This is a genomic window from Enterobacter sp. JBIWA003 (genome assembly GCF_019968825.1).
GTDB lineage: Bacteria > Pseudomonadota > Gammaproteobacteria > Enterobacterales > Enterobacteriaceae > Enterobacter > Enterobacter quasiroggenkampii.
In genome coordinates, this window is sequence record NZ_CP074170.1 from 1528330 (window position 1) to 1549951 (window position 21622).

Annotated in this window: 16 protein-coding genes; 7 read left to right on the forward strand and 9 right to left on the reverse strand. The window is 59.6% G+C overall.

Annotated elements, in window-relative coordinates:
• The first annotated feature begins 42 nt into the window (after positions 1–42).
• Together KGP25_RS07280 and KGP25_RS07285 are read left to right on the forward strand one after the other, a co-directional pair.
• The gene (locus tag KGP25_RS07280) at positions 43–1365 is read left to right on the forward strand and encodes a PTS transporter subunit EIIC (RefSeq protein WP_063621239.1); all 1323 of its coding nucleotides are present in this window, start codon (positions 43–45) and stop codon (positions 1363–1365) included.
• A 15-nt stretch (positions 1366–1380) separates the two neighbouring features.
• Complete coding sequence (locus KGP25_RS07285; protein ID WP_045909415.1) at positions 1381–2097, forward strand: GntR family transcriptional regulator; 717 nt, start codon at positions 1381–1383, stop codon at positions 2095–2097.
• A 46-nt stretch (positions 2098–2143) separates the two neighbouring features.
• Here the strand turns inward: KGP25_RS07285 and ldtB are convergent, their stop codons facing one another.
• Positions 2144–3064, reverse strand: coding sequence for a L,D-transpeptidase (ldtB, locus tag KGP25_RS07290; protein WP_032649383.1), 921 nt, complete (start codon positions 3062–3064; stop codon positions 2144–2146).
• A 222-nt stretch (positions 3065–3286) separates the two neighbouring features.
• On the opposite strand from ldtB, the gene KGP25_RS07295 reads away from it, so the two are divergent.
• Positions 3287–4882 carry an ABC-F family ATPase gene (locus tag KGP25_RS07295; protein WP_032656351.1) on the forward strand — a complete coding sequence of 532 codons (1596 nt, stop codon included), beginning with the start codon at positions 3287–3289 and terminating at the stop codon, positions 4880–4882.
• Positions 4883–4965: 83 nt separating this feature from the next.
• Here KGP25_RS07295 and KGP25_RS07300 read toward each other — a convergent pair whose 3' ends face one another.
• Both KGP25_RS07300 and KGP25_RS07305 read right to left on the reverse strand, forming a co-directional pair.
• Positions 4966–7329, reverse strand: coding sequence for a glycoside hydrolase family 31 protein (locus tag KGP25_RS07300; RefSeq protein ID WP_196352152.1), 2364 nt, complete (start codon positions 7327–7329; stop codon positions 4966–4968).
• 17 nt (positions 7330–7346) lie between these two features.
• Positions 7347–8648, reverse strand: a complete 1302-nt coding sequence (locus KGP25_RS07305) for an MFS transporter (RefSeq protein ID WP_045909413.1) — start codon at positions 8646–8648, stop codon at positions 7347–7349.
• Between the two features lie 288 nt (positions 8649–8936).
• Here KGP25_RS07305 and KGP25_RS07310 point away from each other — a divergent pair, with 288 nt between their 5' ends.
• Complete coding sequence (locus tag KGP25_RS07310) at positions 8937–10010, forward strand: LacI family DNA-binding transcriptional regulator (RefSeq protein ID WP_223540177.1); 1074 nt, start codon at positions 8937–8939, stop codon at positions 10008–10010.
• On the opposite strand, the gene KGP25_RS07315 is transcribed toward KGP25_RS07310, so the two are convergent.
• The 4 genes from KGP25_RS07315 to KGP25_RS07330 all read right to left on the reverse strand — a co-directional run bounded on the left by KGP25_RS07315 (position 10007) and on the right by KGP25_RS07330 (position 15731).
• Positions 10007–11263, reverse strand: a complete 1257-nt coding sequence (locus KGP25_RS07315) for a DUF1479 domain-containing protein (protein WP_196352154.1) — start codon at positions 11261–11263, stop codon at positions 10007–10009. The genes KGP25_RS07310 and KGP25_RS07315 overlap by 4 nt on opposite strands.
• A 149-nt stretch (positions 11264–11412) precedes the next feature.
• The gene (locus KGP25_RS07320; RefSeq protein ID WP_115874571.1) at positions 11413–12228 is read right to left on the reverse strand and encodes a Cof-type HAD-IIB family hydrolase; all 816 of its coding nucleotides are present in this window, start codon (positions 12226–12228) and stop codon (positions 11413–11415) included.
• 166 nt (positions 12229–12394) lie between these two features.
• Entirely contained in the window at positions 12395–14827 is a 2433-nt protein-coding gene (locus KGP25_RS07325; protein ID WP_223540178.1) for a formate C-acetyltransferase/glycerol dehydratase family glycyl radical enzyme, read from the reverse strand.
• A 4-nt stretch (positions 14828–14831) separates the two neighbouring features.
• On the reverse strand, positions 14832–15731 hold the full coding sequence (locus KGP25_RS07330; protein WP_223540179.1) for a glycyl-radical enzyme activating protein: 900 nt from the start codon (positions 15729–15731) through the stop codon (positions 14832–14834).
• A 128-nt stretch (positions 15732–15859) separates the two neighbouring features.
• Here KGP25_RS07330 and fsa point away from each other — a divergent pair, with 128 nt between their 5' ends.
• Complete coding sequence (gene fsa, locus KGP25_RS07335; protein ID WP_223540180.1) at positions 15860–16522, forward strand: fructose-6-phosphate aldolase; 663 nt, start codon at positions 15860–15862, stop codon at positions 16520–16522.
• Positions 16523–16608: 86 nt separating this feature from the next.
• Here the strand turns inward: fsa and moeB are convergent, their stop codons facing one another.
• The gene (gene moeB / locus KGP25_RS07340; RefSeq protein ID WP_196346032.1) at positions 16609–17361 is read right to left on the reverse strand and encodes a molybdopterin-synthase adenylyltransferase MoeB; all 753 of its coding nucleotides are present in this window, start codon (positions 17359–17361) and stop codon (positions 16609–16611) included.
• A gap of 1 nt (position 17362) precedes the next feature.
• A complete protein-coding gene (moeA, locus tag KGP25_RS07345) occupies positions 17363–18595 on the reverse strand; it encodes a molybdopterin molybdotransferase MoeA (protein ID WP_223540181.1) in 1233 nt (410 codons plus the stop codon).
• A gap of 187 nt (positions 18596–18782) precedes the next feature.
• On the opposite strand from moeA, the gene iaaA reads away from it, so the two are divergent.
• Both iaaA and gsiA read left to right on the forward strand, forming a co-directional pair.
• Complete coding sequence (iaaA, locus tag KGP25_RS07350; RefSeq protein ID WP_048027619.1) at positions 18783–19721, forward strand: beta-aspartyl-peptidase; 939 nt, start codon at positions 18783–18785, stop codon at positions 19719–19721.
• 11 nt (positions 19722–19732) lie between these two features.
• Complete coding sequence (gsiA, locus tag KGP25_RS07355; RefSeq protein WP_196364825.1) at positions 19733–21604, forward strand: glutathione ABC transporter ATP-binding protein GsiA; 1872 nt, start codon at positions 19733–19735, stop codon at positions 21602–21604.
• Positions 21605–21622 lie beyond the last annotated feature (18 nt).

A 21622-nucleotide genomic window follows, 5' to 3' on the forward strand; every position in this document is an offset into this window, starting at 1 on the left:
TGCCGGGCCGTTTTTGTGACTGATTGATGGGAACACGCCGCTATGTCTGAAACAAAAATCACACCGCACATGCAGTCCTTTGTCGATAAGTTTGTCGAGTTCTCGGCGCGCCTGGCAAACCAGGTGCACCTGCGCTCCCTGCGCGACGCCTTCGCCACGGTAATGCCCATTTTCATCCTCGCCGGTCTGGCGGTGCTGGTGAACAACGTGGTGTTTCCGTGGATTTTTCATGGCGATACGCTGGCACACTTCAAAGTGTGGGGCGAGGCGATTATCAACGGCACGCTGAATATCGCCGCGCTGCTGCTGGCGCCGATGATTGCCTGGTCGCTGGCGCGCAACAAAGATTTCGACAATCCGGTCTCGGCAGTGGTTATCGCCGTCAGCAGTTTTATCATTATGATGCCGATGCGCTTACAGATTACGCCCGTCGGCAGCGACGCTGCGGTCAGCGTGACGCAGGTGTTGACCTTCGCCAATATCGGCTCCACCGGAATTTTCGCCGGGGTGCTGATTGGGCTGCTTTCAACGGAGGTATTCATCGCCATCTCGCGGTTGAAGGCGCTGCACATTTCGCTCGGAGAAAACGTTCCCCCGGCGGTGAGCAAATCCTTTACCGCGCTGATCCCAACCATTCTCACGCTTTCGCTGTTTGCGGTGCTCGCGGCGATACTGGCAAACGTGCTGCATACGGACCTGATCCATCTCATTACGACCTTCATCCAGCAGCCGCTGCGGCTGATCAACACCAGCCTGCCGGGGACGATTTTCATCTACAGCTTCGGCAACTTCCTGTTCACGCTCGGCATTCATCAGTCAGTGGTCAACAGCGTGGTGCTGGAGCCGTTCCTGCTGATCAATACCAACGAGAACATGCTGGCCTTCGCCAACGGCCAGCCCATTCCGCACATCATCAACAACATCTTCGTGCCGACCTTTGGCATGGTGGGCGGGACGGGCAGCACGATCTCGCTGCTGATCGCCATCTTTATCTTCTCCCGACAGCAGTCGGCGAAGCAGGTGGCGCGTCTCTCGCTGGCGCCGGGCCTGTTTAATATCAACGAGCCGGTGATTTTTGGCCTGCCGATCGTGTTTAACCTGCCGCTGATGATCCCATTCGTGCTGCTGCCCGCGATAGGCATTTACTTTGCCTGGCTCTGTACCACGCTGGGATTCATGTCGCGCTGCGTGGTGATGATCCCGTGGACCACGCCGCCGATTCTCAGTGCCTGGCTGGCCACGGCGGGAGACTGGCGTGCGGTGGTGGTGCAGTTGGCAATCATCGTATTTGGTGTATTCTTCTACCTGCCTTTCCTCAAAATTGCCGAGCGAGTGGCCTTGAAAAACAGCGGGATAGAAAACTAACAGAAAGGAAGGATGATGGCGGCGAAGTACATCACCATAGCGCGGGAAATCAAGAAACGCATTATCAGCCAGCAGTACGCCGCCCATGAACCGCTGCCGGACCAGTTTGCGCTGGCGGCGGAGTTCAGCACCAGCCGGATGACCATCCAGCAGGCGATGCGCCAGCTGATCGTCGAAGGGCTGGTCTATACCCGCCAGGGGCAGGGGACGTTCATCCGCAAAAATTTCCTCCAGCTTTCGCAGTGGGATCTCTCCGGCAGCGACTACTTTGGCGCGACCAAAACCTGGGCGCATCTGGGTACGGTTACGAGCCAGGTGGTGCATTTCGAACTGCGCTTCCCGAACGAAAAAGAGCAGGCGTCGCTGATGATTAACGCCGATGCGCCGATCTACGACTTCATTCGCCTGCGTTTGCTGAACGGCGAACCGATGTCGCTGGATTCCACGGTGATGCCGATGAATCTGGTGCCGGGCCTGACGAAAAACCATCTTGAAGGTTCAGTGTTTCAGTACGTTCAGGAGACCCTGGGGCTGAAAATTATGGGCTCGTATCGGGTGGTGCGGGCGCTTAAGCCCAGCGCGCTGGACAGAGAGCATCTGGTCTGCGAGGAAACCGATCCGGTGCTGGAGGTGGAGCAGGTCATTTACCTGGAAGATGGCACGCCGCTGGAGTATGCCCACTGTCACTATCGGTACGACCACGGCGGGATTGTGATCGTGAATAACGGGTAAAAAAAAGCGGGCCTCTAAGCCCGCTTTTTTAATGCGCGTGACGTGATTAGTTCAGACGCACCGGCATACCGGAACGGTTCTGAACGGCCTGGTCAACAATCGCCGTTTCAACGTCTGGCTGAGACGTTACCGCCTGTACCGCGCTGTTCAGCGTAACAGGAACGACTTCGTTGTTGTTGATCTGGTCTTCGCTGGTGGACAGCGGGTTGTGCACTTCGATGTAGCGGCTGCCGTCTGGCTCAGACGTCGCTTTCACCGGTTCGTTGATGAACTGCACGCGCGTACCGACCGGCACGTTTTCGAACAGGAACTTGATGTCGTCGTTACGCAGGCGCACGCAGCCGTGGCTCACGCGCAGGCCGATACCGAAGTTGGCGTTGGTGCCGTGAATCGCATACAGACGACCAATGTACAGGGCATACAGACCCATCGGGTTATCCGGGCCTGCTGGCACAACGGCTGGCAGCGGTTCGCCCGCAGCGATGTATTCCGCGTGCATTTTAGCCGTTGGCGTCCAGGTTGGGCCCGCTTTCTTACGTTCAACTTTGGTGGTCCAGTTCAGCGGGGTGTCTTTACCCAGCTGGCCGATACCGATTGGCAGCACGATCACGGTGTTGGTGCCTTTCGGGTAGTAATACAGACGCATTTCGGCGCTGTTAATTACGATACCTTCATGAACGGTATCCGGCAGGATCAGCTGCTGAGGGATATTCAGCACGGTACCTGCTTTCGGCAGGTACGGGTCAACGCCCGGGTTCGCTTCCAGCATGTTAGACAGACCCAGCTGGTACTGCGCCGCGAAATACTCCAGCGGCTGAGAGTTACCTTCAGGAACCGTCACCACCTGGTTTTGACCCACCAGACGGCTTCCGTCGGTCGGCAGGGGATACGTCACCGCAGACGCGGTCTTACAAAAACCTACTACGGCTAACGCCGCCGCAAAAAGCGCTGTTAATTTCATGTTCATGTTGTGCGAGGTATCTAAGCCATTCTGGCGATGAGTTGATAAGTCTGAATCTGTGATGGGAGCGCATTATATGTGCATTCCCGCTCACTGGGAATTCAGATGTGTACGAAATCACATTTTTTTCGATTTTGTTAAAGTTTAGTGGATGGTTGCAACGCGGGATCTCAATTCGGAATTGTGGCATAATGCCGTGTTTATCACACTTTTCGCAGGAATCTCCCCGTGTTAGTTACCAGCAACGTCACTATGCAGTTTGGCAGTAAGCCGCTGTTCGAAAACATTTCCGTCAAATTTGGCGGCGGCAACCGTTACGGCCTGATTGGTGCCAACGGTAGCGGTAAATCCACCTTTATGAAGATCCTCGGCGGCGATCTGGAGCCGACCCTCGGCAACGTGTCGCTCGATCCGAACGAGCGCATCGGTAAGCTGCGTCAGGATCAGTTCGCCTTCGAAGAGTTCACCGTGCTCGACACCGTGATCATGGGGCACGCGGAGCTGTGGGAAGTGAAGCAGGAGCGCGATCGCATCTATGCGCTGGCCGAGATGAGCGAAGAAGACGGCTATAAAGTGGCCGAACTGGAAACGCAGTACGGCGAGATGGACGGTTACTCTGCGGAAGCGCGCGCGGGCGAGCTGCTGCTGGGCGTCGGTATTCCGGTTGAACAGCATTACGGCCCGATGAGCGAAGTCGCGCCAGGCTGGAAGCTGCGTGTACTGCTGGCTCAGGCGCTGTTCTCTAACCCGGACATCCTGCTGCTCGACGAACCGACGAACAACCTGGACATCGACACCATCCGCTGGCTGGAGCAGACGCTCAACGATCGCGACAGCACTATGATCATCATTTCGCACGACCGTCACTTCCTGAACATGGTCTGTACGCACATGGCGGATCTGGACTACGGCGAGCTGCGCGTCTATCCGGGCAACTACGACGAGTACATGACGGCTGCCACCCAGGCGCGCGAGCGTCTGCTGGCGGACAACGCCAAGAAAAAAGCGCAGATTGCCGACCTGCAGTCCTTCGTCAGCCGCTTCAGCGCTAACGCCTCTAAATCGCGTCAGGCAACCTCGCGTGCGCGTCAGATTGATAAAATCAAGCTGGAAGAGGTTAAAGCCTCCAGCCGTCAGAACCCGTTCATCCGCTTCGAGCAGGACAAGAAGCTGTTCCGTAACGCGCTGGAAGTGGAAGCCCTTACCAAAGGCTTCGATGAAGGCCCGCTGTTTAAAAACTTCAACCTGCTGCTGGAAGTGGGCGAGAAGATTGCCATTCTGGGCGCCAACGGCGTGGGTAAATCTACCATGCTGAAAACCCTGGTCGGCGAACTGCAGCCGGACAACGGCACCGTGAAATGGTCCGAAAACGCGCAAATTGGTTACTACGCGCAGGACCATGAGTACGAGTTCGAAAATGACCTGACCGTCTTTGACTGGATGAGCCAGTGGAAGCAGGAAGGCGACGACGAGCAGGCGGTGCGCAGCATTCTGGGTCGTCTGTTGTTCAGCCAGGACGACATCAAAAAGCCAGCTAAAGTGCTCTCCGGTGGTGAGAAGGGACGCATGCTGTTCGGCAAGCTGATGATGGAAAAACCAAATATCCTGGTGATGGATGAACCGACTAACCACCTGGACATGGAATCGATCGAATCCCTGAACATGGCGCTGGAGATGTACCAGGGCACCCTGATCTTCGTCTCTCACGACCGTGAGTTCGTCAGCTCGCTGGCGACCCGCGTGATCGAAATTACGCCAGAGCGCGTGGTGGACTTCACCGGTAACTACGAAGATTACCTGCGCAGCAAAGGTATCGACGGCTAAAAAAAAGCCCGGTGGCGCTTCGCTTACCGGGCCTACGGGTGACTTTGTAGGCCGGGTAAGGCGAAGCCGCCACCCGGCAATGTTCAGAGCACCCACTCACTCCTTTCAACCCCGTTCACCCGCAGCGTACGTTTTTCACCCGCCGGTAATGACACCTTTAGCGCCTTCCACGCCGGACGATAATCCCCGCGTGCGTTCACTCTCAGGTTAATGGTTGCGCCGTCGCACACCATTTCCCATTCCACCCACAGCGCATTGCCGTTCTGATAGCCCCAGCTTTCGCCGTCGTCTTCAAACAGCAGCCCCGAGGTCGTGCCGACGCCTTTCACCGGGAACAGCTTCAACTCGCGGGCCGTATCTTTTTCGGCACTCACATGCGTGATGCGCTCGCTCAGCGGCAGACCGGCTCCGGCGCGCACCAGCAGCGGCAGTTTTTCCAGCGGCGCATCGAGGACGATGGATTGCCCGCCTGCATACCACGCGTGGGTGTAAAAATCATACCAGCCCGTTTCGTTATCCGGCAGCCAGACCCGGCGCTCGCGCTGCCCGGCTTCGACGACGCTGGCGACCAGCAGGTCGCGGCCCAGCAGGAAGTCGTCGCACTCTTCAAAGGTCTGCGCATCGTGCTCGTGGTCGAGGAAGGTCGGGCGCAGCATTGGCTCGTCGTCGGCGTGCGCCTGCCAGAGCAGGGTGTAGAGATACGGCAGCAGGCGGTATCGCAGCTCAATCGCGCCGCGAATGGCAGGCGTGACGCCCGGATACATCCACGGCTCGTTCACCGTGTGGTCATCGTTCCACGAGTGAATGGTAAAGCGCGGGTGCATCACGCCGTTCTGCACCCAGCGCACGAACAGCTCGGCGTCCGGCTTGTCGCCGGAGAAACCGCCCACGTCATGGCCGACGTTGAACAGCCCGGACAGGCTCATGCCCAGCCCCATGCGGATGTTATAGCGCAGCGTGTCCCAGTTGGTGCGGTTGTCACCGCTCCAGGTCTGAACGTAGCGCTGCATCCCGGCGCAGCCGGAGCGGGAGATGAGATACGGGCGTTTTTCCGGCGCAAAGCGCTGCTGCGCTTCCAGCGAGGCGCGCATCATCAGCAGCGGCATGACCGGGCGAATATGCTTGATGGCGATTTCCTTGCCGAAGCCAAAGCAGCGGGCTTCCCCGTCCCACACTTCATACTCGTTGTTGTCGTTCCAGGTGGAATCGATGCCCATCTCCAGCAGCTGCGTGGTGACGCCGTTCTGCCACCACTGCACCGTCTGCGGGTTGGTAAAGTCGAGGTGCGAGCCTTCGTCATCCCAGAAGCTGGAGCGTTCGGGTGCATCGGTTTCTGAATCGCGAATGAACAGGCCGCTCTCCGCCACTTCGCTGTAGCGCGGATGATCCTGTAGCAGGCACGGCTTGATGTTTGCGGCCAACTTCAATCCCGCGTCGTGGAATGCCTGGCTCATCACCTTCGGCTGCGGCACCTTGTCATAGTTCCAGTTGAAGACGTAGCGCTTGCCGTTGATGGAGGTATAGCCAGACGAAAGCTGGAACGAGTCGCACGGAATGGCGTGTTCTTCGCACAGGCGGATGAAGTTCATCAACTGATTCTGCGCGTCCGGTGCGTCGGTGTAGTGCATGGTCGAGCCGCTGTAGCCAAGGCTCCATTTCGGTCCGAACAGCGTCTTACCTGTGAGGCGCACAAAGGCTTTGGTGACGTCCAGCACGCGCCTGCCGGTAAAGATGTAGTAGTCGATATCGCCCGCTTCCGCCTGCCAGCGGCGATAGGCGGTGTGGTAGTTGTCGATTTCGTTACCCAGATCCAGCCAGCAGCTGCTCAGGTTGTCGTAGAACAGGCCGTAGCTCACGTCATCGCGGCGGGTAAGGGTGAACGGAATGTGCTTGTACAGCGGGTCGGTGCTGGCGGCGTTGTAGCCCATGGCGTCGAGGTTGCGCATCTCGTAGCGTTTACCGTTGCGCTGCAGATCGCCCGCTTTCTCACCCAGGCCGTAGAAACGCTCGTCTTTACGACGGCTGAGGTAGTGCGCCACGCCGTCGCCGTGGGCGTTCAGCAGGTAGGCGCTGGTGGGGCGGTCGTTGACCAGCGGCTGCCACTCGCCCGCCTCATTGCGGTAGTGCCACTCCAGCCACAGCGGCTGGTGCACGGTGACGCGCAGCTGTTCGGTTGCCACGGTTAACGTGTCGTCCTGCTGCGTCAGCGTCCAGGCCGGGCAGGTGAAGCCGCTGACATCGTCACGACGGCGACCTTCCCACGGCACGTCTTGTTCCGGGGCGATGCTCCAGGTGCGGTCCAGCGCCAGCTCGCCTTTGCGTTTGATCAGCACGCGGAACAGGTTCTCTTCCAGCACATACAGGCACAGACGGTGCTGGTTATCGACCAGCAGTTCCAGATGGTTTGCCGACTGCGTATCAACGGTCCAGTTTTTCAGGGTTTTCATATGCAATACATCCACTATCAGGCGCGCTTGGCGCGACGTTCAGCAATAAATGCTACCAGGAAGAGAGCGCCAATCAGGTCAAAGAAGCCCATGGCGATAAAGAGCGGGTTAAAGCCGATTTTGTCGGCGGTCACACCGATTAACAGCGAGAACAGGAAGCTGGCGATCCACGCCGCCGAGCCGCGCATGCCGTTGACGGTCGCCATCTGGCCTTTGTCGAACGACTCCACGACCAGGGCGCTGAGCATGCAGGAGATGATCTGGTGCCCGAAGCCGCCGATGGAGATCAGCACGATGGTGATGTACGGGTCGCGGGTAATGGCCACGATGGCCAGCGAGATCATCAGGAACGCGCCCGTCACGGAACTGGCGACGACCGAGTTCACGCGGGAGCAGCCGAACAGGCGAGTGTACAGACGCGTCAGGTAGCCGCTCGCCACGCTGCCAAGGTCAGCGGCGAGGAACGGCAGCCAGGCAAACATCGCGATCTGCTTCAGGTCCATGCCGTGCTCTTTGGCAAGGTACAGCGGCACCCAGAAGCTCAGCACCGCCCAGGCCGGTTCCGCCATAAAGGCCGGGATGGCGATACCGTAGAAGCGTTTGTTCTTCGAGACGGTTTTCAGCGCGGTCAGGAAGGGCAGTTTGACGGCAGGCGGTTCGTTATCCTGCTTGATAAACGCCAGCTCGTCCTTGCTCAGGTTCGGGTGCTGCTCCGGGTTGTGGTAGAACGCCCACCACAGGATCACCCACAGCAGCGCCAGCACGCCGGTAAACATGAACGCCCCCTGCCAGCCGAACGAGGCGTGAGCGAAGTAAATGATAGGCGGAGCCAGCATCGCGCCGATAGAGAAGCCCACGCCCGCCCAGCCGGCAGCAACGGGACGCTCTGATTTCGGGAACCACTCGCCGATGGTTTTGGCGTTCGCCGGGGTAGCGGCGGCTTCGGAAGCCCCCATAAAGAAGCGCAGGATCGCCAGGTGCAGCCAGCTTCCGGCGCCCGCATGGAAAATACACATTAGCGCCCAGATCCCGGCGCAGACCATGAAGCCAATCTTCAGGCCGATCACGTCAATCAGCCAGCCGCACAGGGGCTGGAAAATGGTGTAGGCAATCTGGAACGCACCGACGATCCAGGAGTATTGCTCGGTGGTGATCCCAAGGCTCTCTTTCAGTTCCGGGGCGAGGATCCCGAGCGAGTTTCGGGTGATGTAGTTAACGGTGACGCCAAGTAAGAACAGCACCAGCACGTACCAGCGCAGGTTCTTGATGACGCGACGGGTTTTGCTTGTCGCAACGGTGTTATTGATGTCCTGACTCATTTTACTCTCCACAAGACGGACGGTAAGGGGACGGAGGTTCAGGTGTCACACAGATTTTTATGCCTTTGATTTCTATCCGTTTAAACTGCTTAAGTTGGTATACAACTAGTATGGAAGTTGTGTGACAGGTTCACCTTAAGGGAGAAAATGAGCGGGCAATAGTCTATTTTGTGCAAAATTTCTCATAACTGACGTAAACACTCTGGCAAGATGGTATTGATGTCAGTTATTGCCTGACAAACACGCTATGAAAATTTTTTCATTTCGCAAATGGAGCCAGATCACAAAATGGACAAAAGGCTAAAAATCACCGAAATCGCTGCCCGCACGCAGCTCTCGATCAGCACCGTGTCACGCGTGCTGGCGGGGAAAGCGAATACCAGTGAAAAAGCGCGCGCAAAGGTGCTGGCGTGCGCGCGGGAGCTGGGCGTGATGGAGGGCATGGCGGCGGGACGGCTGCTGCTCAATAGCCTGGTGGTTTTTGCTCCTCAGCGCGCCTTCGACGAGCGGTCCGACATCTTTTATTACCGCGTGATCCAGAGCGTGAGTAAAGGCCTGGCATCCCACGATGTGCGACTGCGCTACTGCGCGCTGGAAGAGAACGACAGCGACGCCCAGCTGTTTCTGGCGCGCATGAACGAGTCGGACACCCAGGCCGCCATTCTTCTCGGTATCGACGACCCGCATATCCACAATCTGGCTGTGGATGTCGGCAAACCCTGCATGCTGATTAACTGCCGCGACCGGCACATGCGTCTGCCTGCCGTTGCGCCGGATCACCGCGCCATTGGCGAGCGGGCGGCGGAATACCTGTTCGAGATGGGACACCGTGAGGTAATGAACGTGCTGTGCCTGCGTCGCTACACCATGGAGCTGCGTCTGTCAGGGATCCGTGACGCGTGGCAGTCTCACAACCTGACGTTCAACGACAGGCGCGATCTGCTGGTGGTGCCCAGCTTCAGCGCGCGCGAAACGGAACAATTGGTCAGCGCCTGGCTCAGCGAAATGCAGGGCAAGGATTTGCCAACCGCGTTCCTGGTCGGCGGCGATTTTATGGCGGCGGGGACCATTAGCGCATTACAAAACCACGGCCTGCGCGTGCCGCAGGACGTCTCGGTGATGAGCATTGACGGGTTTAACCTGGCGGCGATCCAGGATGTGCCGCTCACTGCCGTGCATGTTCCCCGCGACGAGCTGGGAACGGAAGCGGTACACATGCTCCAGCAGCGGCTGATGCGCCCGGACGCGCCGGTGGGGACGTTACTGCTTAACGGCACGCTGACCGTGCGGGAATCGGTACGGCGGATACGTCATGGGAAACGACGCACCGCCGTCGAGCGGGAAGGGCTGTACGACAGTTAAGCCATGCCCAGCGCGCGCTTGCCGTGGATGTTGAGATCGTTCACGGTAAAGCGGTCCTGCCAGCTCTTTTCATAATCTTCGCGTGGAAAATCCCCCGGCGATGCGCCGGTCTCCAGCGCTTCCTTGACCTTCTTCGCGTAGGCGAGGTTTTTCTCGCACATCGGTGCGGCGGGGATATACATCACGTTGCCCCAGCCCTGCTGATTGTCCACCGGCGCGACGGAGTGGATCACATCGCAGTGCCACCACACCGAATCGCCCGCTTCGAGCGCCGGAATGCTGGTCAGCGCCTCGATGAGCAGCGGGTGCCACTTCTCGGAAATCGGCAGCACGCGCCCCGGCGCCACGCCGCACAGCTCGTCTTCCGGCACGTCGTCCAGCAGCGGACGCAGCAGAATATACGCCATTGCTTCCGGGATCGGCACCACGTGCAGTAGCCCCTGGCCAGGAATCATGTCCGACAGCGCGGTCCAGCCCTGGAAGGTGCGGAATACCGAGCATTTGGTGGTGTTATCGACGGTATACTCTTCCACTTCGGTACGGTGCGCGGCGTTCCACGGATCGTACTTGTCGACATTGCCGTCAAACACGCGGGCAAAGACCTGCTGATAGGCCGGCAGCAGCCAGCGCTCCAGCGCGCCGGAGTCGGTATGCGCGCCCAGCCCTTTCGAGGTGGTTCCCGGCGGACGACGGCGGATACGATCCGGGTAAATCACGCTCACGTCCGGGTCAAACCACTGCTTGCCGTTGCTCTCGAACGTCCATAAACGGTTCAGGAACGACTGCACCTGCGCCATCTCTTCGCTCTGACGCGCCTGCATCTGCGCCTGCGACCAGTAGATCGGGTAAATCTCCGGACGGGAAGCGGTCAGGGTGCCGAAGAAGTTATCGCCTGGCCCTTTGTACACCTCGTCAAACTTGTTCAGATCGAGGTAGTCGAGCATCGACTGATCCCACGCCAGGGCTTGCTCGCGCGGGAAGTGACCTTTAATCACCGCGCAGCCGCGGCGTTTAACGGCGTCGCGCTGCGCGTCGGTAATCGTGCCGTTTTTCACATCGGCAAACGGGATCACCGGCCAGACGGATTCACCTTTATTTTTAAGCGCGTTAATTTCCGCCACGCGGGTGGCAATGCTGTCGCTGAGCTTGTTGAACACCGCCTGCACGTCACCGATCTGCGCGCGTAACTCACGTTTCAACTGACGGATTGCCGCTTTGTGATCCGCCGGCAAGGTTTCACTGGTAAAGGTCATAACTGCCTCGCATCTTTCATTCGAAAGTAAAAGTGTCTACAAGTGATACTTTAAGTTAAAAATAAGTTAATGCAAGTTTAAAAACTTGACGTGCGCCACAGGACGGAAAAAGAGTGAGAGGCCGGAGCCAGGCTCCGGCGAAGAAAGGATCAGGCGTCGAACGGGGAATGGTTGTCGAGCACGGCCTGAATGACGTTCAGCGCGCCCTGATGGTTGTTGTCATCGGTGCTGTAGCGGCTGATTTCTTTGATGCTCTCTGCCGCGTTACCCATCGCAAAGGAATATTTCACCAGCTTCAGCATCTCGGCATCGTTGCCGCTGTCGCCAATCGCCACGCACTCTTGCGGGGAGATTTTCCAGCGCTTCAGCAGACGGCTGATGCCGTTAGCTTTGTGCAGGCCGGGGATAATCAAATCGACAAAGCCAAAGCCGCTGGTGACCGGCTTCATGATGCCGTCCAGCGAGACGTGCAGCTTATCCACCAGATTGGGGATATCGCTGTCCGGCAGGTTCAGGGAGAACTTAAACAGCACGTCGTCAATTTCACGGTAATCGCTGATGCGCTTTAAGCGGTGGTAGTGCTTTGACATCAGCGCCACGAACGCGTCCGGGGCTTTATCGCTGACGTACGCGCTCTCCAGCCCGCAGGCCACGAAGTTCAGCCCTTTATCTTTCAGCAGTTCGCCAATCACGATCTGCGATTCATGGCGGGTCAGCTCGCCGTGAAAAATCTGCTCCCCGCGATCGAACACCAGCGCGCCGTTTTCCGCCACGAAGGAGATCCGATCTTTGAGCTCCGGAAAGAAGGAGATGAGCTGGTAATACTGGTTGCCGCTGGCGACAACGAATTCAATGTCGCGGGCTTTAAGCTGTTCAAACTGTGCCTGGAAGCGGTCACGATCGTACTGCTTGGCATCATCAAGAAAAGTTCCGTCCATATCGGTGACGATAACTTTAACGGTCATACTGTGCTCCTGGGTCACTGCGTTTTGAAACATTCTAATAACAAGGTGACGGGGAGCACAAATTTAATTTCGAATGAAAGTCAGAAAGCCGGACGGCGGCTTCGCCTTACCGGGCCTACGAGGAGACTCTGTAGGCCCGGTAAGCGCAGCGCCACCGGCGTTTTTCTTACAGCGTATGTTCAGTACGGGCGATAATATCGTCCTGCGCATCCGGCGACAGGGCGGTGAAGAACGCCGAGTAACCTGCGACGCGCACCACGAGGTCACGATACTGGTCAGGGTGTTTCTTCGCCTCCAGCAGCGTGTCGCGGGAGACAATGTTGTACTGAATATGCCAGCCCTTATGTACCTCGAAGAAGGTGCGCAGCAGCACCATCAGCTTCTGGCGATCGCTGTCGTTTTCCAGCGTTGACGGGTTCAGCTTCTGGTTCAGCAGCACGCCGCCGAGAATCGCCTCGGTAGGCAGTTTACCCACGGAACCGATGACCGCTGTTGGACCCAGGTGGTCGGTACCGGAAGCCGGGCTTGCCCCTTCCGCCAGCGGCGTGTGCGCCTTACGTCCGTCCGGTGTCGCCATCGTCGCCGCGCCAAACGGCACGTTTGCGGAAATCGAGGAGGTGCCCGCGTAGTAGTTACCGCCAATCGGGCCGCGGCCGTGGCGTGGGTTGTGGTACTGCTTCAGCTCTTCAATGTAGGTCTGATAGGCGCGGGTCAGCAGCATATCCACGCTGTCGTCGTCGTTGCCGTACTTCGGCGCGCCGTTGATCAGGCGCTGACGCAGCTGCTCGTGGGTCAGGCCATCGAAGTCATCCGCCAGCGCCGCCGCCAGCTGCTGCTGGCCAATGACGCCCTGTTCGAACACCAGCTTCTTCACCGCCGCCAGGCTGTTGCCGAGGTTGGCGATCCCCACCTGCAGGCCGGAGACCCAGTCATACTTCGCGCCGCCCTGCTTGATGCTTTTCGCGCGCTCGATGCAGTCGTCCACCAGCGCCGAGCAGAGAATATCGTGGACGTTCTCCTCCAGCATGGTGTCCACCACGTACTCAATCTCGATGGATTTGCGGGTGTAGTAGCGGATCTGGCTATCCCAGGCCGCCATCACCTCGTCGAAATTGTCGAAGTTACCGGCAGAGAGCGCTTTCTCCTGCGGCAGGAACACCTTGCCGCTGGTGGCATCGCGGCCGCCTTCCAGCGCGGCCAGCATCACGCGGGCGAAGTTGATGAAGCTCATGCCGGTGCAGCGATAGCCCCACTTGCCGCCCACCGCGGTTTCGATACAGCCAATCGCCGCGTAGTCGTAGGCGTCGTCTCGTTCAACGCCGAGCTTGATGAATTCCGGGATCACGATTTCATCGTTGTTGAACGCGGGCATCCCGAAGCCGCAGCGGATCACCTGCACGCAGGCGTCGAGGAAGTCGTTGCTCATGCCCGCGTGATAGCGCACGCTCAGGTTCGGCTGGGTGGAGCGCAGACGGCCGCAGGATTCCAGAATCGCGTAGGAGAGCGGGTTCACCGCGTCCATTGGCTCACCGTTGACCAGCTTCTGGCCGCCGATGGTGACGTTCTGGTACAGCGGGCTGCCGGCGGAGGCTTTGGAGTGCGAGCCGGAGCGGATCTTATTCACTTCCAGCAGCTTCAGCCAGCAGCTGTGCAGCAGCTCGATGGCATGTTCGCGATCCAGGCTCTGGTTCAGCTCCACGTCGCGGCGGTAGTACGGATAGAGATACTGGTCCATACGCGCGAAGGAGACGGAGTGGCCGTTGGACTCAATCTGCAGGATCAGCTGAATGAAGTAGCACAGCTGCAGCGCCTGCCAGAAGGTTTTTGGAGGCTCGTGAGCAATCACGTCGCAGTTTTCTGCCATCGCCAGCAGCTCGTCGCGGCGGCTTTCGCGGGTTTCGATGGAGGCCATCTCGCGCGCCAGATCGGCGAAGCGTTTGATGTGCAGGCTCACCGCTTCCAGCACGATATCAATTGCCTTCAGGAACTGATCGCCGTGCAGGTCTTCCAGCACCGTCAGGTTGATGCGCGAGCGGCGCTCGGCCACTTTGGCGCGCAGGCCGTCGAGACCTTTCTCCAGCACCAGGGGGAAGTTCACCGCCAGGTGCGCGTCGCCGGAGGTCATATTGCCTTCGGCTTTGATGATGCCGGTTTCCAGCAGGCCTTTCTGCTCGTCGGTGAACATGCCGTAGCAGCGATCCTGCACCGTCTGGCCGCGCCACCACGGGCAGATCTCATGCAGCACACGCTTGTTCTCTTCACTCACCGCAAAGCCCGCGCCCGGGCGATCCGCCAGGTCGTCAATCTCTTTCTCAATCCAGGAGACGGTGTATTCCGGGAAGATCGGCGCGGCGCGCACTTCGCTGGCCTGGTTACCGATAATCAGCTCGTCGTGTTTGATCCAGATGGTACGCTCGGCCAGGTGATGCGCCAGCGCCAGGGCGCGACGGACCGGGATCGGCTTGTCCATGTGCTGCTGGTACATTTCGGTGTAATGCTGGGCGCGCTCGGTACAGACCGGCGGCTTAACGATATGCACCAGCGCCGTTTTGTGCGCCTTAATGCGCTCGCTGAGGGTATTGAGATTCAGGGTTGTCATAAGTTTATCCTCGTAAGGTCGCGGTTAACCCTTTCTGGCAGGCGTACTGCTGCGCGAAGTCCAGCAGGGCAGGGTTATCCAGCGGTTTGTCAGGGGCAGAGTAGGGTTGGCCGAGCAGGGTGTATTTGTTCATGCCCAGCGTGTGATACGGCAGAAAATGAATATCGTCGACGCCGAGCTCGTCGGCAGCGAAGTTGGTGATGGCGGTGATGGAGGCTTCATCCGCGTTGAAGCCCTGGATCAGCGGCACGCGGATGGTGATCTTTTTCCCGGCGGCGGCCAGGCGTTTCAGGTTGTCCAGGATGCGCTTAGCCGAACCGTCCGTCCACTGCTTGAACACGTCACCGTCAACGTGCTTCAGGTCGGCGAGGAACAAATCGACGTACGGTAATGACGGCTCGATATAGTGCCACGGCACGTGAAGGCAGGTTTCGACGGCGGTGTGGATCCCCTGGTCATGGCTGGCTTGAAACAGGGCCTGCGCCAGCTCCGGGTTCATAAACGGTTCGCCGCCGGAGAGGGTGATCCCGCCGCCGCTGCGGTCATAGAAGGGTTTGTCGCGCAGTACGGTCGCCATGATCTCCTCGACCTGCTGTTCTTCACCGCAGACGGTCAGCGCCTGCGTCGGGCAGCAGTCGGTGAGGGCATTAAGCGTCTCTTCACTTAATTTCTCACGATGAATGACCATCCCGTTCAGCGCACGTTCGATACAGCCCGATGCCGCCTGCTGACACAGGTCGCAGCCGTCCAGGCACAGACGCGCATCAAACAGCACGTCCCGACTGCGGGAGCGGCTTTCCGGGTTCTGGCACCAGCGACAGCCCAGCGAGCAGCCTTTCAGGAACACCACGGTACGGATACCGGGGCCATCGTGGGTAGAGTAACGCTGAATATTGAAGATCATGTTTTCACCTCCCATCTTGCATACGAAGATTAAATGACTTTCGAATGAAAGTTATCTTGATGCAGGTCAACTCTTGAGCAGGTTTTGTCGTGATAGGGTAAGTGCAGGCTAATTTTGAGGGTGACTTCATGGAACTTTATCTCGACACATCTGACGTTGCGGCAGTCAAAAAGCTGGCGCGTATCTTCCCGCTGGCGGGGGTGACCACCAACCCAAGCATCGTTGCGGCCGGTAAAACGCCGCTCGACGAACTGCTGCCCGCGCTGCACGACGCGCTGGGCGGTAAAGGCCGTCTGTTCGCGCAGGTGATGGCGACCACCGCCGAAGGGATGGTGGAAGACGCGCGTAAGCTGCGCGCTATCATTAACGATCTGGTGGTGAAAGTGCCGGTGACCGCAGAAGGGCTGGCGGCGCTCAAGATGCTGAAAGCGGAAGGGATCCCGACGCTGGGTACGGCGGTATACGGTGCCGCGCAGGGGATGCTGTCCGCGCTGGCGGGGGCGGAGTATGTGGCGCCTTACGTTAACCGCGTGGACGCGCAGGGCGGGGACGGGATCCAGACCGTGGTGGAATTACAGCAGCTGCTGACGCTGCATGCCCCGCAGTCAAAAGTGCTGGCCGCGAGCTTTAAAACCCCGCGTCAGGCGCTGGACTGCCTGCTGGCTGGGTGCGAGTCCATCACGCTGCCGCTGGACGTGGCGCAGCAGTTTATTACCTCTCCGGCTGTGGATGCGGCGATTGTGAAGTTTGAGCAGGACTGGCAGGGGGCGTTTGGACGGACGTCTATCTGACGCGGTTGCCGGGTGGCGCTGGCACTTACCCGGCCTACGTTCGCGCCGTTGTAGGTCGGGTAAGGCGAAGCCGCCACCCGACTTTTTTACTGGCTACACACCTCACACCCCGGGTTACGCATCAGCTTCATCTCGCGGAACTGGCAGGTCATCGCGTCGTACATCACGATTTTACCCGCTGCGGGCGTGCCGTAATTCGCCAGCACCTTGATCGCTTCCATTGCCTGCAACGAACCAATCACGCCGACGAGTGGCGCCATCACGCCCGCCTCAACGCAGGTCAGCGCATTCTCGCCAAACAGACGGCTCAGGCAGCGGTAGCAGGGTTCACCCTCGGCGTACGTGAAGACGCTGATTTGCCCCTCCATGCGGATCGCCGCGCCGGAGACCAGCGGGGTTTTGTGAGCAAAACAGCCCGCGTTGAGCTGGTTGCGGATGGCGACGTTATCGGTGCAGTCCAGCACCAGGTCGTGCCGGGCAATCTGCGCGAACAGCGCGTCGTCATCCAGCATTGCGTCAATCAGCGTGAACTGAACGTGGGGGTTGATGCGCGCCAGCGCAGCCCTGGCGGATTCCACTTTCGGCTGGCCCACCGTCGCGTCGCTGTGCAGCGTCTGGCGCTGCAGGTTGGACACCGACACGGTATCGAAATCCAGCAGCGTCATGCTTCCTACGCCCGCCGCGGCAAGGTACTGCGCGGCGGCGCAGCCCAGCCCGCCCAGCCCGACGACCAGCACGCTGGCCGCCTTGAGCGCTTCCTGACCCTCGAAGTCAAACCCGCGCAGCACAATCTGACGGTTGTAGCGCATCATCTCCGGGTCGCTCAGCTCCACCGTCATGTTAGCCTCCGAACAGGTGGTTAAAGCGCTCGACCTCAACCCATTCGCCGGCTTCCACGTTGCCGCGCTCGCGCTCCAGCACGATGAAGCAGTTGCCCAGACTGAAGGAGCTGAAAATGTGCGAACCCTGATGTCCGGTGGTGCTCACTTCGAGCTCGCCGTCCGCACCGCGGGTCAGAATGCCGCGCTGGAAATCGAGACGGCCCGGTGATTTTTTCAACCGCGTGGCGGCACGCACGCGCACGCGTTCCGGCAGCGGGCTGGCCTTGTTGCCGGAAAGCTTCGCCAGCAGCGGGATCGCCAGCTGGTAGAAGGTGAGTGCCGCCGAGACCGGGTTACCCGGCAGGCCGCAGAACCAGCTGTGTGAAAGCTTGCCAAACGCGAACGGCTTGCCCGGCTTGATCGCCAGCTTCCAGAAGGCGATTTCACCCAGCTCTTCAAGAAGGGTTTTGGTGTAATCCGCTTCGCCCACGGAGACGCCGCCGGAGCTGATGACCACGTCGGCGGATTTATCCGCCTCGATAAACGCCGCGCGCAGTTGTTCCGGATCGTCAGGAATGATGCCGAGGTTAATCACCTCGCAGCCCAGCTGCTCCAGCATCAGGTGTACCGCCAGGCGGTTGGTGTCGTAAATCTGGCCGTCCTGCAGCGGCTGGCCCGGAAGCTGCAGCTCGTCGCCGGTGGAGAAAACGGCGACGCGCACTTTACGGATCACGTCGATATCCGCGATGCCGAGCGAGGCCAGCACCGGCAGCTCCGCCACCGTCAGCTTTTGCCCGGCGGCAAAGACCGTCGCGCCGAGGGTAATGTCTTCGCCCGTGCGACGGATGTTCTGGCCCGCTTTGACGCTGGCGGTAAAACGCACGCCGTCGTCGGTCTGTTCGGTCTCTTCCTGCATCACCACGGCGTCGCAGCCTGGCGGAACCGGCGCGCCGGTCATGATGCGCACGCAGGTGCCCGCAGGCCATTCGCCGCTAAACGGCTGACCCGCAAAGGCTTTACCCGCCACCGGCAGGGCGTTACCCGTCTGGAGATCCGCCAGGCGTACCGCGTAACCGTCCATCGCGGAGTTATCAAACCCCGGCACGTTGAGCGGAGAGACGATATCGCGTGCGGCAATACGGCCAAAACAGCGCACGAGGGGCAGCGTCTCAACGTCATGCAGCTGGGAAACTCGGTCAAGCATCTGCGTGAGTGCCGTCTCAAGCGGCATCAGTCCGGCGGTAAAATCCATGGTGGGCTCCTGCGGAGTAACAACGAAAGCGTCCATTATGGCAGAAAAGTGCGGCTAACTGTATGACCGAAGGGTGCACGCTTTACATCACTGTTACGTCTTTCTATATTCAAAAATCATCTGAAGTTTCGTCGACGATAATGATATTTATAGAAAAAGCCGCAAAACAGGCTAACGGGTGATGCGAATGGTTAAGGCGGTAATCGCAATTCATGGCGGGGCCGGGGCAATCACCCGTGCACAGCTCACTTCTGAGCAGGAAAAACGCTACATCGACGCGCTGTACGCCATTGTGGAAACGGGCCAGAAAATGCTGGAAGCGGGCGAGAGCGCGCTGGATGTGGTCACCGAGGCGGTGCGTCTGCTGGAAGAGTGCCCGTTATTTAATGCGGGGATCGGTTCGGTCTTTACCCGGGATGAAACGCACGAGCTGGATGCCTGCGTCATGGACGGTATCACCCTGAAAGCGGGGGCCGTGGCAGGCGTCAGCCACCTGCGTAACCCGGTGCTGGCCGCGCGTCTGGTGATGGAAGAGAGCCCGCATGTGCTGCTGACGGGCGCGGGGGCGGAGAGGTTTGCCTTCGAACACGGAATGGAGCCGGTATCGCCTGACCTGTTTTCCACGGAAGCCCGCTATCAGCAGCTGCTGGACGCCCGTTCGGCGGGCATGACGCAGCTTGACCATACTGCGCCGCTGGATGAGCGCAGCAAAATGGGCACGGTGGGCGCGGTGGCGCTGGATAAAGCCGGCAACCTCGCGGCGGCAACTTCCACGGGCGGGATGACCAACAAGCTGCCCGGACGCGTGGGTGATAGCCCGCTGCCTGGCGCGGGTTGCTATGCCAATAACGCGACGGCGGCGGTGTCATGTACCGGCACCGGAGAAGTGTTTATCCGCGCTCTCGCGGCCTATGACATTACCGCGCTGATGGATTACGGCGGCTTAAGCCTGAGCGAGGCCTGCGAGCGTGTGGTGATGGAAAAATTACCTGCCCTGGGCGGCATCGGCGGACTCATTGCGGTGGATCGTGAGGGCAACGTGGCCCTGCCGTTCAACAGCGAAGGCATGTACCGCGCCTGGGGCTATGCCGGCGATGAGCCGAGCACGGGGATTTATCGTGAATAAGGGGGCAGCGCGTGCCGCACAGTGAAGAGCTGGACAACCGCGAAGTGCTGGCTGTCCATCAGCTGAATATTGCGTTTCAGGAAGAGCGGCAGTTCATCCCCGCAGTACAGAATTTATCGTTCACGCTCAGGCGCGGCGAGACGCTGGCGATTGTTGGCGAGTCCGGCTCCGGGAAATCGGTCACCGCGCTGGCGCTGATGCGCCTGCTGGAACAGACGGGTGGTCAAATCACCAGCGAGAAAATGCTGCTGCGCCGCCGTAACCGCCAGGTCATTGATTTAAACGAGCTGAGCGGCGCGCAGATGCAGGGCGTGCGCGGGGCGGATATTGCGATGATCTTCCAGGAGCCAATGACCTCCCTGAACCCGGTGTTCCCGGTCGGGGAACAAATTGCCGAGTCCATTCGCCTGCATCAGGGGCTGAGCGGCGATGAGGCGCTCAGGGAAGCCAGACGCATGCTGGAGCTGGTACGCATTCCGGAGGCTCAGGCCATTCTCGGCCGCTACCCGCATCAGCTTTCCGGTGGCATGCGCCAGCGGGTGATGATCGCCATGGCGCTCTCGTGCCGTCCCGCGGTGCTGATTGCCGATGAGCCGACGACGGCGCTGGACGTGACGATTCAGGCGCAGATCCTGCAGCTCATCAACGTGCTGCAGCAGGAGATGGAGATGGGGGTGATCTTTATCACCCACGATATGGGCGTGGTCGCCGATATCGCCGATCGCGTACTGGTGATGCACAAGGGCAGCGCGGTCGAAACCGGCACGGTTGAGCAGATTTTTCACGCGCCCGCGCATCCCTACACCAAAGCGCTGCTGGCGGCGGTCCCGCGTCTTGGGGCGATGAACGGCAGCGATCTGCCGCGTCGTTTTCCGCTGATTTCCCTGGCGGCGTCTGAGCCGCAGGAGGAGGAACGCGAGCAGGACACCGTGGTGCCGGGCAAGCCCATTCTGGAAGTGCGCAATCTGGTCACCCGGTTTCCGCTGCGCAGCGGCGTACTGAACCGGGTGAAGCGCGAAGTGCACGCGGTGGAAAACGTCAGCTTCGATCTGTGGCCGGGCGAAACGCTGGCGCTGGTGGGGGAGTCCGGCTGCGGTAAATCCACGACCGGGCGCGCGTTGCTCCGTCTGGTGGCATCCCAGGAGGGCAGCATTACCTTTAACGGCGAGCGCATTGATACCCTTCCGGACAGCAGGCTGCAGGCGGTGCGGCGGGATATTCAGTTTATTTTCCAGGATCCGTATGCCTCCCTCGATCCGCGCCATACGGTGGGGTATTCGATCATGGAGCCGCTGCGGGTGCATAACCTGCTCGACGGCGAGGCGGCGCAGCGTCGCGTGGCCTGGCTGCTGGAGCGCGTTGGCCTGAAGCCGGAACACGCCTGGCGTTATCCGCACGAGTTTTCCGGCGGGCAGCGGCAGCGTATCTGCATCGCCCGCGCGCTGGCGCTGAACCCGAAAGTGGTGATTGCGGATGAATCCGTCTCGGCGCTGGATGTCTCTATCCGGGCGCAAATCATCAATCTGCTGCTGGATTTACAGCGGGATATGGGGATCGCCTTCCTGTTTATCTCGCACGACATGGCGGTGGTTGAGCGCATCAGCCATCGCGTGGCGGTGATGTTTATGGGGCAAATTGTGGAAATTGGTCCGCGAAGAGCGGTGTTCGAGAACCCACAGCACCCGTATACCCGCAAGCTCATCGCGGCGGTCCCGGTCGCCGACCCGGCGCATCGTCACGGCCAGCGCGTGCTGCTGCAGGATGAAATGCCGAGCAATATTCGTAAACGCGGCGAGGCCGTAGAGCGCGTGGCGTTGCGTGAGGTCGGGCCGGGTCATTTCGTGGCTCCCCCTCGTCAGGACAATGCTTTTTCGCGGTTATAACTTTCAACAGGCAGGAGA